The organism is Sphingomonas sp. UV9 (assembly GCF_004101245.1).
Lineage (GTDB): Bacteria > Pseudomonadota > Alphaproteobacteria > Sphingomonadales > Sphingomonadaceae > Sphingomonas.
Window position 1 is genome coordinate 85,389 of the sequence record NZ_SCIN01000001.1, and the last position, 14,637, is coordinate 100,025.

At 68.6% G+C, this 14,637-nt stretch carries 12 protein-coding genes; 7 read left to right on the top strand and 5 right to left on the bottom strand.

What is annotated here, in order from left to right; all coding sequences use genetic code 11:
* Positions 1-5: 5 nt before the first annotated feature.
* The 4 genes from EQZ23_RS00325 to bchF are packed head-to-tail and all read right to left on the bottom strand — an operon-like array spanning position 6 to position 6,949.
* Positions 6-3,554, bottom strand: a complete 3,549-nt coding sequence (locus EQZ23_RS00325; protein WP_128452522.1) for a magnesium chelatase subunit H — start codon at positions 3,552-3,554, stop codon at positions 6-8.
* Positions 3,544-5,112, bottom strand: a complete 1,569-nt coding sequence (gene bchB, locus EQZ23_RS00330) for a ferredoxin:protochlorophyllide reductase (ATP-dependent) subunit B (RefSeq protein WP_128452523.1) — start codon at positions 5,110-5,112, stop codon at positions 3,544-3,546. Before bchB ends, EQZ23_RS00325 begins: the two co-directional genes overlap by 11 nt.
* On the bottom strand, positions 5,112-6,413 hold the full coding sequence (locus tag EQZ23_RS00335) for a ferredoxin:protochlorophyllide reductase (ATP-dependent) subunit N (RefSeq protein ID WP_128452524.1): 1,302 nt from the start codon (positions 6,411-6,413) through the stop codon (positions 5,112-5,114). The genes bchB and EQZ23_RS00335 overlap by 1 nt, the downstream gene beginning before the upstream one ends.
* A complete protein-coding gene (gene bchF, locus EQZ23_RS00340) occupies positions 6,410-6,949 on the bottom strand; it encodes a 2-vinyl bacteriochlorophyllide hydratase (RefSeq protein WP_128452525.1) in 540 nt (179 codons plus the stop codon). The genes EQZ23_RS00335 and bchF overlap by 4 nt, the downstream gene beginning before the upstream one ends.
* A 224-nt stretch (positions 6,950-7,173) precedes the next feature.
* Here bchF and EQZ23_RS00345 point away from each other — a divergent pair, with 224 nt between their 5' ends.
* From EQZ23_RS00345 to EQZ23_RS00375, 7 genes are all read left to right on the top strand, one after another.
* Positions 7,174-8,088, top strand: coding sequence for a cobalamin B12-binding domain-containing protein (locus EQZ23_RS00345; RefSeq protein ID WP_128452526.1), 915 nt, complete (start codon positions 7,174-7,176; stop codon positions 8,086-8,088).
* A gap of 96 nt (positions 8,089-8,184) precedes the next feature.
* Positions 8,185-9,549, top strand: a complete 1,365-nt coding sequence (ppsR, locus tag EQZ23_RS00350; protein WP_240663075.1) for a transcriptional regulator PpsR — start codon at positions 8,185-8,187, stop codon at positions 9,547-9,549.
* Positions 9,550-9,621: 72 nt separating this feature from the next.
* Positions 9,622-10,530 (top strand): chlorophyll synthase ChlG, encoded by a 909-nt coding sequence (gene chlG / locus EQZ23_RS00355; RefSeq protein ID WP_128452528.1) that lies wholly within the window; start codon positions 9,622-9,624, stop codon positions 10,528-10,530.
* On the top strand, positions 10,527-11,918 hold the full coding sequence (locus EQZ23_RS00360; protein WP_240663076.1) for a BCD family MFS transporter: 1,392 nt from the start codon (positions 10,527-10,529) through the stop codon (positions 11,916-11,918). The genes chlG and EQZ23_RS00360 overlap by 4 nt, the downstream gene beginning before the upstream one ends.
* Positions 11,915-13,099 carry a geranylgeranyl diphosphate reductase gene (locus EQZ23_RS00365; protein WP_128452529.1) on the top strand — a complete coding sequence of 395 codons (1,185 nt, stop codon included), beginning with the start codon at positions 11,915-11,917 and terminating at the stop codon, positions 13,097-13,099. The genes EQZ23_RS00360 and EQZ23_RS00365 overlap by 4 nt, the downstream gene beginning before the upstream one ends.
* 15 nt (positions 13,100-13,114) lie before the next feature.
* Positions 13,115-13,588 carry a TspO/MBR family protein gene (locus EQZ23_RS00370; RefSeq protein WP_346427799.1) on the top strand — a complete coding sequence of 158 codons (474 nt, stop codon included), beginning with the start codon at positions 13,115-13,117 and terminating at the stop codon, positions 13,586-13,588.
* Between the two features lie 5 nt (positions 13,589-13,593).
* Positions 13,594-13,833: a hypothetical protein gene (locus EQZ23_RS00375; RefSeq protein ID WP_240663077.1), complete on the top strand. Its 240-nt coding sequence runs from the start codon at positions 13,594-13,596 to the stop codon at positions 13,831-13,833.
* A 120-nt stretch (positions 13,834-13,953) separates the two neighbouring features.
* Here EQZ23_RS00375 and EQZ23_RS00380 read toward each other — a convergent pair whose 3' ends face one another.
* Positions 13,954-14,508, bottom strand: a complete 555-nt coding sequence (locus EQZ23_RS00380; protein WP_128452530.1) for a cytochrome c family protein — start codon at positions 14,506-14,508, stop codon at positions 13,954-13,956.
* Between the last annotated feature and the right edge of the window lie 129 nt (positions 14,509-14,637).

Genomic DNA, 14,637 nt, shown 5'->3' on the forward strand with positions numbered 1-14,637 from the left:
CGTCCTTATGCCGCGACCGCGGTGATACCCTCGAGGCGATCCTCGAGGTCGTCGCTTGCCGCATGGAGTGCGGCCAGCGTTGCTGCGTCGGGTGACCAGAAATGCCGATCGCTTGCCTCGATCAGGCGGTTGGCGACACGCGCCGACGCCTTGGGGTTCAGCGTCGCCAGCCGTTCCCGCATCGCGTCGTCGAGCACATAGGTCTCGCTAATCCGTTGATAGACCCACGGGCTGACGTCCCCGGTCGTCGCCGACCAACCAAGCGTGTTGGTGACGTGCGCCTCGATGTTGCGGACGCCTTCGAAGCCATGCTTAAGCATCGCCTCGTACCAGAGCGGGTTGAGCATCCGGGTCCGTGTCTCGAGCTCGACCTGTTCGGACAGCGTCCGGACCTTGGTCGCGCCTTGCGTGGCGTCGACGATATAGACCGGTGCCGGACTGCCGCGCGCGCGCGTGATCGAGCGGCTGATCCCGCCCAGCGCATCGACATAATGGTCGATATCCGTGACCCCGAGCTCGACCGAGTCGAGGTTCTGATAAGCGAGATCGACACCGGCCAGCGCGGCCTTGAACAGATCGGCCTGGCGCGCGGGGGTGCCGGTGCGGCCATAGGCATAGCCCTTTTGCCGTTCGAACACCTCGGCGATTTCGTCGGGATCGGTCCATGCGCCGTCGTCGATCAGCAGGTTGACGTTCGCGCCATAGGCGCCCTCGGCATTGGAGAAGACCCGCAGCGCCGCAGTTTCGAGCTCGCATCCGGTCCGCTCGGCATAAGCGAGCGCGTGGCGGCGCACTGCGTTGCGCGCGAGCGGTTCGTCGACAGTCGCGGCGAGCCATGCGGCCTCCGCGATCATCCGCGTCTGGAGCGGCAGCAGGTCGCGGAAGATGCCCGATAGCGTCACGATCACGTCGATCCGCGCGCGGCCGAGATCGTCGAGCGCGATCAGTTCGGCGCCCGCGAGCCGGCCATAGCCGTCGAACCGCGGCCGTGCGCCGATCAGCGCGAGCACCTGCGCGATCTGCGTCCCTTCCGATTTGAGATTGTCGGTACCCCAGAGCACCATGGCGAGCGTCTCGGGGAAGGCCGCGCCGGTCGCGGTGTGGCGCGCGATCACCTCGTCGGCCTGTGCGAGGCCCTGCGCCATTGCGAAGCTCCCGGGGATCCGGAACGGGTCGAATCCGTGGATATTGCGCCCGGTCGGCAGAGCCTTGGGGTTGCGCAGCACGTCGCCGCCGGGCGCCGGGCGGACGAACCCCGCATCGAGCGCATGGATCAGCGCGCCGAGTTCGGGATTGTCGGACGAAAGCGACGGATCGGCACCCGCGGCGATCATCTGCGCGCGCATCGGCTCGGGCAGCGGCTGGCCGAGCACATGCAGCCCGTAGGGGATCAGCTCGCGTTCGACTTCGTAGAGGTTGGCCGACAAGGCATCGAGGTCGCTCGCGTCGAGATCGAGCGCGGCTGCCGATGCGACGATCATCGGATCGAGCAGGTCGCGCTCCGGCTCCGACGGCGAAGCGCGCCACCGCTCGAGCAGCGCCTTGAGTTCGGTCATGCCCTTGTAGAGCCCCGCTTCCGCGAGCGGCGGCGTCAGATAGCTGATCAAAGTCGCGCCCGAGCGGCGCTTGGCGATCAGCCCTTCGGACGGATTGTTCGCGGCATAGAGATAGAAGTTGGGCAGATCGCCGATCAGCCGTTCGGGCCAGCAGTCGCCGCTCAGCCCCGCCTGCTTGCCCGGCATGAACTCGAGCGCGCCGTGTGTGCCGAAATGCAGGACCGCGTCCGCTGCGAAATCCTCGCGCAGCCAGCGGTAGAAGGCGCTGAATGCATGGGTGGGGGTGAAGCGGCCCTCGAACAGCAGCCGCATCGGGTCGCCCTCATAGCCAAAGGCGGGCTGGATTCCGACGAACACCTGCCCGAACTGCGCGCCGAGGACGTGGATCGACGTGCCGTCGCTCTGCTGACGGCCGGGCGCGGGGCCCCATTGCGCCTCGATCGCGGCCAGATGCGGCTCTCGCCGGACATGGTCGTCGGCGGGGATACGCGCATGGACGTTGGCATCAGAGCCGTAGCGCGCGGCATTGCCGTGGAGCACTGCCTCGCGCAGCGCGTCGACATCTGCGGGGACCTCCACCGCATAGCCGGCGGCCGCGAGGGCGGCGAGTGTCGCGTGGAGCGATTCCCAGACGGCGAGATGCGCCGCGGTGCCCGTCGCGCCGGCATTGGGCGGGAAATTGAAGAGCACGACCGCGAGCTTGCGTTCGCGGCGTTCGGATCGGCGCAGGTCGACCAGGCGCGCGACCTTGCCCGCCAGCGCCTCGGCGCGGTCGGGGCAGGACCGCATTTCGCGCGTCAGCCCGGTCTCGCAGAAGGTGCAGCGCCGCGTGCACCCGGTGCAGGCGCCCGATCCGTCGGCGCGGCCGCCGAACACGCTCGGGATCACCGCGCCGTCGAGTTCGGGGATCGCAACCATCATCGTCGCCTCGAGCGGCAACAGCCCCTGGCGCCCCGCGCCCCATTGCTGGAGCGACTGGAATTCGAGCGGATGCGCCGCGACATAGGGCACGTCGAGCGTCGCGAGGATCGCCTCCGCCGCCTCGGCATCGTTATAGGCGGGGCCGCCGACCAAGCTGAAACCGGTGAGCGAGACGACCGCATCGACGATCGGCACGCCGTCGGTCATGAAGAAGCGCTCGATCGCGGGGCGCGAGTCGAGCCCGCTGGCAAAGGCGGGGATCACGCGCAGCCCGCGTGCCTCGAATGCGGCGATCGCGCCGTCATAATGACCGGTGTCGCGGCCGAGCAGATAGGAGCGCAGCATCAGCACCCCGACCGTGCCGCGCGTGCCCCCGACGCTGGGCAGCGCGTCCGCCCGGTCGGCGATCCGGCCCGGTATCGCCGGATGGTAGACGCCGACCTCGGGATAGTCGTGCGGCGCCACGGCGCGGACCGCGTGGCCCGCATAGCGGCCGGCGAGCGCCTGGATCATCCCGACGACATTGTCGTCGCTGCCCGCGAGCCAATATTGCAGCGTCAGGAAATAGGCGCGGACGTCCTGCGCGGTGCCGGGGATGAACCGCAGGATCTTTGGCAGCCGGCGCAGCATCCGCATCTGCCCCGCGCCCGACGAGCCGCCGGGCTTGGCCGATCCGCGCAACCGTTTGAGCAGCGCGAGCGGACCGCTGGCCGGCTTGTCCATGCGATAGTCGCCGAGCCTGGTCAGCCGGACGATCTCGCTGCCCGACATCAGCCCGACCATCGCGGCACAGGCCTCGCGGCGTGCGGTCAGCGCGGGGAGGACCGCGCGGATATGGTCGTCGAGGAACAGCATCGTCGCGATGACGATGTCGGCGCGGCCGATATCGGCGATGCAGCGATCAAGCGACCCGCTGCCCCGATCCCAGTCGGCCGCGGCGTGGAAGCCGATCGTGATCCCGGTATCGTCCGCGGCGAACCGCGCGGCGGCGCGTTCGGCGGCGCCCGACAGGTGATTGTCGAGCGTGACGATCACGACATGCAGCGGGACCGGGCGGCGGATGGCGTTATCGGGCATAATGGGCCTTCGCATCATAGAGCGTGTCGATCGTGATCGTTGCGACGTCGCGCTCGGCGGCGAACCGCTCGGTGTTGCGACGCGCCTTGCCGCGAACGAAGAAGGGGATCTTGAGCAGCTCGCGCTCTGCATCGGCGGACCAGACGCGTGCGGGCTTGGCGTCAGGGGCGGGGCGGGACGCAGCCTCCGGCGATACCGCCGGCGGCGCGGGTTCGCGCGCCGCCGGGGGGGGCGTGAGATGGCTCGGGCCGGCCATGTCGCTGAACTCGAAATCGTCGCGGAACATCGTCAGCAGATGCTCCTCCAGCCCCATCACGAGCGGATGGACCCAGGTGTCGAACAGCACGTTCGCGCCCTCGAACCCCATTTGCGGCGAATAGCGCGCGGGGAAATCCTGGACGTGGACGGGGGCTGAGATGACCGCACAGGGGATCCGGAGCCGCTTGGCGATATGCCGTTCCATCTGCGTGCCGAGTACCAGCTCGGGCTGCAGCGCCTGGATCGCCTCCTCGACGGCAAGATAGTCGTCGGTGACCAGCGGCGTGACGCCGTACTGCGCCGCGGCAGCGCGCAGGTCGCGGGCGAATTCGCGGTTGTAGCAGCCGAGCCCGACGACCTCGAACCCGAGTTCGTCGCGCGCGACGCGGGCGGCGGCGATCGCATGCGTCGCATCGCCGAAGATGAAGACGCGCTTGCCCGTCAGATAGGTCGAGTCGACCGAGCGGCTCCACCAGGGCAGATGGCCAGGGTCGCAGGCGCCCGTCGGATCGATCGCCGTCGGATCGATCCCCGTCAACGCCGCCAGCTCGGCGATGAAATCGCGCGTCGCGCCGTGGCCGATCGGCACGGTGGTGACAATGGGCTGGCCGTGCTCGCGCGCAAGCCACCGGCAGGCCGTGTCGGCGATCTCGGGATAGAGGCAGATGTTGAAATCGGCCTCGGGCAGCCGGGCGATGTCCGCGGTGGTCGCGCCGAGCGGCGCCACGACGTTCACCGCGATCCCCAGCGCATCCAGGATGCGGCGGACTTCGATCACATCGTCGCGGTGGCGGAAGCCGAGCGCGGTCGGACCGAGGATGTTGGCGCTCGGACGCGCCGGTGCCCGGGCGGGCGCGGGGTTCGCGGCGAGCGTCCGGACGAGCTGGTAGAAGGTCTCCGACGCGCCCCAATTCTCCTTGCGCTGATAGCTGGGGAGTTCGAGCGCGACGACCGGGCAGGGCAGGTCCATCGCCGCGACCAGCCCGGCGGGGTCGTCCTGGATCAGTTCGGCGGTGCACGAGGCGCCGACCAGCATCGCGCCCGGCGTGAAGCGCGCATAGGCATCGCGCGCCGCGGTCTGGAACAGCGCCGCGGTATCCTTGCCGAGATCGCGCGCCTGGAAGGTCGTGTAGGTGACCGGCGGGCGCTTGCCGCGCCGCTCGATCATTGTGAACAGCAGGTCGGCATAGGTGTCACCCTGCGGCGCATGGAGGACGTAATGCACGTCCTCCATCGCGGTCGCGATCCGCATCGCGCCGACATGGGGTGGTCCCTCATAGGTCCAGACGGTCAGCTGCATCACACCCTCAGCAGGTCGCGCCGCCGCAGCGGTCGCGCGAAGAGGTCGGCAAGGTCGCCCGCCTGGTCGAAGCCATGGACCGGCGAGAAGACGAGCTCGATCGCCCATTTCGTCGTCAGCCCCTCCGCCTCGAGCGGGTTGGCGAGGCCAAGTCCGCAGACGGTGAGGTCGGGGCGGTCCGCGCGGACGCGGTCGAGCTGGCGATCGACATCCTGCCCCTCGCTCAGGCGAGTCGCGGAAGGCAGCAGCGCGAGTTCGCGCGCGAGGTGGCGGCGGTGAAGATAGGGGGTGCCGACCTCGACCGGGACCATGCCGAGCTCGGTCGCGAGAAAGCGCGCGAGCGGGATTTCGAGCTGGGAATCGGGGAGGAAGCTGATCCGCCGTCCCTCGAGCAGCGGGCGTGCATGCGCGAGCGCGCGCTTGGCGCGTTCGCGGCCGGGCGCGATCGTGCGCCGAAACTGCATCGCGTCGACGCCGAACGCCCGGGCCGCGGCGTGCAGCCAGTCGGTCGTGCCCTCGGCACCGAACGGGAACAGCGCGTCGAGTCGTGTCGCGCCGCGATCCTCGAGTGCGCGCGCCGTCTCCCCGAGAAACGGCTGGGCGAGCAGGAAGCGCGTGTTGGGCCCGACCGGCGGCATCGCCCCCGCGCGCCGTGCGGGCAGGCTGTGGACGGGGCCGATGCCGAGCGCATCGAACAGCCGGAGGAACTGGTCCTCGACGACATCCGGCAGCGCGCCGACGATCATCAGGCTCGGCGCGGCCGATGCATCGGCGGCGAGGCCGGGCACCAGCGCCGCGAGGCAGGCATCCTCCCCCTCGGTGAAGGTCGTCTCGATCCCGCTACCCGAATAATTGAGGATCCGGGTCGAACCGCCATGCTTGACCGACAGCCGGGCCGCGGCGCGCGAGAGGTCGAGCTTGATCACCTCCGACGGGCAGGAGCCGACGAGGAACAGCAGCTTGATATCGGGCCGGCGCAGCAGCATCTGGTCGACGATGCGATCAAGCTCGTCGTTGCAGTCCGCCATCCCCGCCAGGTCGCGCTCCTCGATGATCGCGGTGGCGAAGCGCGGCTCGGCAAAGACCATCACGCCCGCTGCCGATTGCAGTAGATGCGCGCAGGTCCGCGAGCCAACGACGAGGAAGAACGCATCCTGAATCTTGCGGTGCAGCCATATGATTCCGGTAAGTCCGCAGAACACCTCGCGCTGGCCGCGCTCGCGCAGCACGGGCGCGGTATCGCAGCCGGTCCGGCCGAAATGCGGGGCGCCGGGCAGGGGGGTGGAAAGCGGGGCGGTCATGACGCGACGATGCCCGCCGGTGCGCGCTGCAACCGCGCGGCACGCAGCTTGATGAGGAACTGCGCGGCATTGACCACGTAGCTCGCATAGGCCGCGAGCGCGAGCCACATGCGTCCCGCCTCGCTGCCAAAGTCGCGGGCCAGCGCGACGAGATAGGCGGTGTGCAGCGCGAGCACGAGCATGCTCACCACATCCTCCCAGAAGAAGGCGGGGGCGAACAGCCATTGACCGAACACCTGCTTCTCCCAGATCGCGCCGGTGATCATGATCGCGTAGAGCGCGCCTGTCTTGACCACGATCGATATCGTGGCGGCGACCACGCCATCGCCCGTCGCGAGATAGCGCAGGACCAGCGTCAGGCTGACGACGAAGATCAGGAACTGGATCGGTGCGAGCACTCCCTGGACCAGCGTCCAGCCCGACGAGTCGCGGCGGTCGCGCTGTTCCGGCGTGTAAAGCGCGGCGGATGCTTGGCCGTAGCCCGGGACGGCCAAGCCGCCCTGTCGATGTGCCGGAGAAAGGTCGTTCGCTCGCATCGCGCCCCGCCTGCCCAAGTTTCGATTGGGACCTTACGCCCCTCTCCCGAAAAGTGTCAACACAAATGGACGTCTAGTTTCCGGAACACATTGTGCGCCGCAGCAAAACGGCCTAGTTGTCAGTCATTCGCAAGTAAGATATGCTGCGAGTCGCCGCTATTCTGCCAAATGCAGGTCCCGGTCTGTAGTTGTTGGCGTGTCGACCAGGCTGGGGAGAGCCGGTAATGGCAGCGGTTACTCACTTTTCGCGCGGTTTCCGGTGGAGTGCCGGGTCGTTTTCACGTCGGGACTGGAGCGATGGTCGCCGAGATCTTGGTCCGGGGTCGCGTCGCGACGCCGGGGACTATGACCGCCCGCTGTCCGCGCTGTCCGCGCTGATCGAATGCGAGATCATTCCCCGTCTGATGGCGGCGCATGCCAATGCGGCGATACCCTCCGCCGAGATCGGGACGGATGGCCCGATCAACAGCGTCGAGGTGGGCATCTTCGCGCCGCTGGTGATGCAGGTCGATGCCGACCACCTGCTTGCCCATATCGAGACGATTCTCGACCGCGGTGTCTCGGTGGAGACGGTCATGGTCGATCTGCTTGCGCCCGCCGCGCGTCTGCTTGGCGAATATTGGGATGATGATCGCTGCGATTTCGTCGATGTCACGATGGGGTTGTGGCGGCTGCAGGAAGTCGTGCACGAGATTGCCGGTCGCACGCCCGGCATCCGGACAGAGGCGGGCGACAGGCATCGGGCATTGTTCGTGTCGTTACAGGGCGATCATCATAGTTTCGGGACGATCGTCCTCGACGAGGTCTTTCGGCATGGTGGCTGGCTGACGGACCGGATCAGCGATGCGGAAACGCCCGTGCTGCTGGATGCCGCGGCTGCGGATTGGTTCGATATGATCGGATTGACGATCAGTTGCGACTGCCATATCGCCGGACTTGCATCGATCATTGCTGCGTTGCGAAGGGTTTCACGAAATCCCCGTGTCTGCATCATGGTCGGCGGCGTGATTTTCACTGCAGACCCGGATCTGGCGACGCGAGTCGGCGCCGATGGTACCGCGTCCGATGCGAAACTAGCGCTGAAAATGGCCGGCGATCTTCTCCGCGAAAGCGCATGGGGGACCACGGCGTGTAATTGATTGCTGCAGATTGGAGCGCGACGCTCGTCGATGGACAAGACTATCGCTTCTTCCCCGCATCTGGCCTTCGCCCGCCCCGACGCTGCGCCCGGGGCCTTGAGCGCGCGTGTGGCCGCGTCGCTGCTCGCGGCCGTCGGCGACGTCGCCTTCATCCTCGCCGCCGATGGCCGGATCCTGGATGTCGCGGTGTCGCAGGGCGATCTCGCCAATCACGGACTTGCCGGCTGGGTCGGCGAGCGCTGGATGGACACGATGTCGGTCGAAAGCCGTCCCAAGGCGGCCGAGATGCTCGCGGCGGCAGGCAGCACCGAGCCAGCGCGCTGGCGGGAGGTAACGCACGCCGCGGCGGGCGGCGACGTGCCGGTTCGCTATCTGGTGATGTCGCTGGGGACACCCGATCGACTGGTCGCGATCGGTCGCGACCTGCGTGGCGCGGCGGCTACACAACAGCGGTTGCTGCAGACGCAACAGGCGCTGGAGCGCGACTATATCCGCCTGCGTCAGGCCGAGACGCGGTACCGGATGCTGTTCGACATGGCGTCCGATGCGATCCTGATCGTCGACGCCGGGTCGCGCCGCATCCGCGAAGCGAACCCGGCGGCGCTGCGCATGCTCGATGCCGTCGCCGATACGCTGGTCGGCGCACCGGTCAGCACGATCGTCGACCCGCATGATCGCGACGACCTGGTCGCGCATCTCGGTGCGGCGGAGGCGGCGGACGATGTCGCACCGGTTGCGCTGCGATTGCTCGATCGGGCGATCGACGTGCGGATCGATGCAAAGCTGTTCCGTCAGGCGCGCAGCCCGTCGCTGATCGTCCGGATCGAAGCGGTCGAGCCGGTCGTCGGTCCGCGGCGGCACGAGGCGACGCTCGGCGACGTGGTCGAGCGCATGCCCGATTCGTTCGTGCTGGTCGATCGCGACCTGACGGTGCTGACCGCAAACGCCGCCTTTGTCGAGCTGACCGAAATGCCGTCGATCGAGCGGCTGATCGGCGCCCGGCTGGGCGCGTGGCTGGGCCGTCCGGGCATCGACCTCGAGCTGATCGTCGCGCAGCTTCGCGAACATGGCTCGGTCCGCAACGTCGCGACGATCCTGCGCGGCGCAGCGGGTGCGCAGGCCGAGATCGAGGTGTCCGGCGTGGTCGCGCCGATGGGCGGCAGCGAGTGTTTCGGCTTCACGATCCGCCATGTCGGGCGCCGCCTGCGCCAGGTGCCGCTGGTCGCGCACGATACGCCGCGATCCGTCGAGCAGCTGACCGAGCTGGTCGGCCGCATGTCGCTGAAGGAAATCGTGCGGGAGAGTACTGATCTGATCGAGCGGCTCTGTATCGAGGCGGCGCTGGCCTATACGTCGGACAATCGCGCGTCCGCGGCGGAGGTGCTCGGCGTGAGTCGCCAGAGCCTCTATTCGAAGCTGCACCGCCACGGGCTTGGCAATCTCGTGTCGGGTGACGGCTGAGCGACCGAACGTCATCGACACTGGTGTCAACACATGTTGACACATACGGGTGTCTGATCCTAGTTTTGCGGCATGGATCGCCTGTCCGCTTCCCGTGTCGCGATGCCGCCGCCCGCGGCGCGCGACGTGCTGGAACTGCTCAAGCCGGTCACCTGGTTTGCACCGATCTGGGCGTTCCTGTGCGGGGTCGTGTCGTCGGGTGTTCCGCTCGGCGATCGCTGGCCGTTTATTCTTGGAGGTGCGCTGCTGACGGGGCCGCTGGTTTGCGGGACGAGCCAGGCGGCCAATGACTGGTTCGACCGCCATGTCGATGCGATCAACGAGCCGCTGCGCCCGATCCCGTCGGGGCGGATCGCCGGCACCTGGGGCTTGTGGATCGCGATCGCGGGCAGCCTGATATCGGCCGGGGTGGGGGCGGCGATGGGGCCGCTGGTGTTCGCGGCGACCGGCGTCGCGCTGGTTTGCGCCTGGGCGTATAGCGCGCCGCCATTCCGGTTCAAGGCGAGCGGGATCTGGGGGCCCGCGGTGGTCGCGCTGACCTATGAGGGGCTGACCTGGTTTACCGGTGCGGCGGCGATGACGGGCGGCTGGCCCGACGCTGCGGTGCTGGTCATTCTCGGCCTCTACACAGCCGGCGCTCACGGCATCATGACGCTCAACGACTTCAAGGCGGTCGAGGGGGATCGGTTGATGGGGTTGCGCTCGCTCCCGGTCGTGCTGGGGGTGAATCGCGCCGCCCGGCTGGCCTGTATCGTCATGGCGGTCCCGCAGGTCGCGGTGATCGGCCTGCTGGCGCTATGGGGGCACGGGCTTGTCGCGGTGATGGTCGCGGCGTTGCTGGCGGGGCAATTGGCGCTGATGGTGCGGCTGCTGCGCGATCCGCTAGGCAATACCCCGTGGTATAATGCGACCGGTACGACGCTTTATGTCCTCGGTATGCTGGCGTCGGCGTTCGGGCTCGGCGGAGTGGCAGGGTTGTGAGCGCGGTCCCGCTCGGCTGGCTTGGTATCGTGCGGCTGGGGCTGGTGCAGAGCGCGATCGGCGCGATCGTGATGCTGGCGACCTCGCTGCTGAACCGTGTGATGGTGGTGGAATATGCGCTCCCCGCGGCGCTCCCCGCCGGTCTGGTCGCCTGGCATTATGCGGTCCAATTGTCGCGACCGGTCTGGGGGCATGGTTCGGATCGCGGCGCGCGGCGGACCCCGTGGATCGTCGCGGGCATGGCGGTGCTTGCGCTCGGCGCCTTGCTCGCGGTCGGTGCACTGCCGCTGCTCGCCGCACGCGCGCCCGGCGGGCTGGCGCTGGCGATTGCCGCGTTTGCGATGATCGGCATGGGCGTCGGCGCGGCGGGGACGTCGCTGCTTGCGTTGCTCGCGACCCGCGTCTCGCCCGAGCGGCGCGCGGCGGCGGCGGCGATCACCTGGATCATGATGGTCGCGGGGATCGCGGTGACGGCGGGGATAGCGGGGGCGTTGCTCGACCCCTTTTCCGCAGCGCGGCTGGCCCGGGTTGCGGCCGGCGTCGCGGGGTGCGCGTTCGTGCTGGCGGTGGTGGCGCTCCTTGGAGTCGAGGGGGCTGTGCCATCGAGGGGGCTTGCCACGCCGGTCGATGCGTCTCGGCCGGGGGAGCGTTCGGCTGCGCTGATGACGGCGTTGCAGACGATCTGGGACGATGGCGAGGCGCGCCGTTTCACGCTCTTCGTCTTCGTCTCGATGCTGGCCTACGCGATGCAGGACCTGATCCTCGAGCCGTTCGCCGGGCTGGTCTTCGGGCTTGCGCCGGGTGCCTCGACACAGCTGGCCGGGGTGCAGCATGGCGGTGTGCTTGTCGGGATGATCGTCGCGGGGGTCGGCGGCGGGGCGTTTGGCGGCGGCGGGATTGCTGGCGGGATTGCCGGCGGGATTAACGCCGGGGAGGCGCGCGGGCTGCGCTGGTGGATCGTTGGCGGGTGTCTCGGGTCGGCGGCGGCGCTGGCGGGGCTCGCGCTGGCGGCGCAGATCGGGCCGGGATGGCCGCTGACCGCCAATGTCGCGCTGCTCGGCATGGCCAATGGCGTCTTCGCGGTCGCGGCGATCGGCGCGATGATGACGCTGGCAGGAAGCGTGCAGGCAGACGGGCGGAGGCAGGCGGGGCTCCGGATGGGCGTGTGGGGCGCGGCGCAGGCGATCGCCTTCGGTCTTGGCGGGCTGCTTGGCGCGGTGGGCGTCGATCTCGGGCGGAGCCGGATCGGGTCACCCGCCACCGTCTTCACTTTGGTCTTCCTGGTCGAGGCGCTGGTCTTCGTCGTCGCCGCGGGGCTGGCGATGCGCAGGCCCGGTCGCCAGCAGCGGCTGTCGCGACGCGCGCGCGCGCGGGAGGCGGCGGCATGACGACCTATGACTGCGTCGTCGTCGGCGGCGGCCCGGCAGGCGCGACCGCCGCGACCGAACTCGCGCGGGCCGGGCGATCGGTGCTGCTGCTCGATCGCGCGGGCCGGATCAAGCCGTGCGGCGGCGCCATCCCGCCGCGGTTGATCCACGATTTCGCAATCCCCGACCATCTGATCGTCGGGCGTGCACGAACCGCGCGGATGATCGCGCCGTCGCGGCGTACGGTCGACATGCCGGTCGATCCGAGCGGCGCGGGCGGCTATGTCGGCATGGTCGACCGCGACACGTTCGACGAGTGGTTGCGTGACCGTGCCGCCGGGCAGGGCGCGGAACGGCGCACCGGGCGGTTCGATGCGATCGTCCGCGACCGCGATGGCGGCGCGCAGGTCTGCTATACCGATGACGAGGGCGATCATCGCGTCCGCGCGCGCTGCGTAATCGGCGCGGATGGCGCCCGGTCGCGCGTCGCCCAGGCGCTGTTCGCCGATGCGGTGCGCAACCCGTGCGTCTTTGCCTACCACGAGGTGATCCGCATGCCGCAGCCCGGCACCGCGACGTTCGACCGCGCACGGTGCGACGTCTTCTATCAAGCCGAATTCTCGCCCGATTTCTACGCCTGGCTGTTCCCACACGGCGACACTGCGAGCATCGGCGTCGGCAGTGCGCACAAGGGGCATGGTCTGCGCGACGCGACCAGCCGGTTACGCGCGCGGCTCGGACTCGAGTCGTGCGTGACGCTGCGTCGCGAGGGCGCGCCGATCCCGCTGCGCCCGTTGCGGCGATGGGACAATGGCCGCGACGTGCTGGTGGTCGGCGATGCCGCGGGGGCGGTCGCGCCGGCGTCGGGTGAGGGGCTCTATTACGCGATGCTGTCCGCGCGGTTCGCCGCCGAGGCGGTCGAAGTCTTCCTTGCCAGCGGCGACCCCAGGGCGCTCGGCGCGGCGCGGCGGCGGTTCATGCGCGCGCACGGGCTGGTGTTCCGGATCCTCGCGATCATGCAGCATTTCTGGTACCGCGACGATCGCCGCCGCGAGCGGTTCGTGGCGATGTGCGCCGATGCCGACGTCCAGCATTTGACCTGGCACGCCTATATGAACAAGCGGCTGATCTATGCGCGTCCGCTCGCCTATGTGCGGATATTCGTCAAGGACATGCGGCATCTGCTGCAGACGGCGAGTTGATGCGCGGTGGATAGGGTGTGGATCTTTCCGGTGTGCATCGCAGCGTTGCTGGCGATGCTCGTGGCGCTGGTGGGCGCGACGATCATCGACACCGGATCCTGGTATGGCGGTTTGCTCAAGCCGCACTGGGCTCCGCCCGACGCCGCCTATGGGCTGGCCTGGACCGCGATCTACAGTTGTACGGCGTTGGCGGGCGTGACGGGGTGGCGGGCGATTGCGGGGTGGCGCGAGCGTGAATGGCTGCTCGGACTGTTTGCGGGCAACGGGTTTCTCAGCATCTTGTGGAGCCTCGTCTTCTTTCGACTCCAGCGGCCCGACTGGGCGGTCGCGGAAATAGTCGTGCTCTGGGTGTCGATCCTGGCGCTGATCGTCGTGCTGGCCCGGCATTCGCGGCCTGCGGCAGCGCTGTTGCTGCCTTATCTGCTGTGGGTGGGGTTCGCGGGCTACCTCAATCTGGCGATCGTCCAGCTCAACGGGCCCTTTCCCTGACCTGGTTGTTCGCCAGCGGGCACGCGGTCGATATCGTGCTGGGGGTGATCGGCCTCGAACTTCTCTGGTTGCGACGTCAGGGGTGGAGCATGGCGACCGCGGGGCTTCGGCTGGCGCCGGGCATGCTGATGCTGTTCGCGCTGCGCGCCGCGCTGACCGGGCTCGACTGGCGCTGGATCGCGGTGCCGCTCATCGCGTCGCTACCGGTCCATCTCCTTGATCTCGCGCGGACGGCGCGGGGGTAGATGTCGGCTATTTCGGCGCGCGGGACCCGCCCTGGCGTTACGGACGCGGACCTTTTCCCGGCCCCACCGGTGCTGCGATCGGTGCGAGCGGGACCGGTGGGGCAGAAGCGGCGGTTTTGCTCAGCCCCCGGCTTGCAGATAGGCGATCACGTCGGCGCGCTTCTGCGGATCAGGAATGCCCGGGAACGCCATCTTGGTACCCGGGACGACGCGTTGCGGCTTTTCGAGATACTGGAACAGCTTTTCGGGGGTCCAGGTAATTCCGCTATTCTTGTTGGCGGCGGAATAGGTGTAGCCGGCGACCGTGCCCGCGGCCCGGCCGACCACTTCATGCAGAGAGGGGCCGATCTTGTTCACGCCAGCCTCGACCGCGTGACAGGTCTTGCACGTGATGAACGCGGTTTTCCCCTTGGCGGCATCGCCCGTGTAGCCGGCAAAAGTGACGCCGCTGAGCGTGTCGACATTGTCGGCTGCCGGAGCGGCGGCCGACGCGGTTGCCGTCGGCGTCGCAGCCGAAGCCGCGGCGTTCGCGGTAGCGGCCTCCGGCGTGGCGGCAGCGGTCTCGCGCGCGGCGGGCTCCTCGGGCGCCTTTTTCGAGCAGGCGGTGAGCGCCGTTGCCGAAAGCGCGACGCAAAGGGCGACATGTCCAAACCGAATCGTGGATGCTGATTTCATAATCCTGCTCCTCTCGACCAACCCCGCGGTCCGCTATGGCGGGCCATGGCATGTCTAATATTCCAGACATGGGCTATCGTCCAATATTTTGTTTGAGAGCGTCGGCGGATTTGCGGGTCGAGCAGCGGA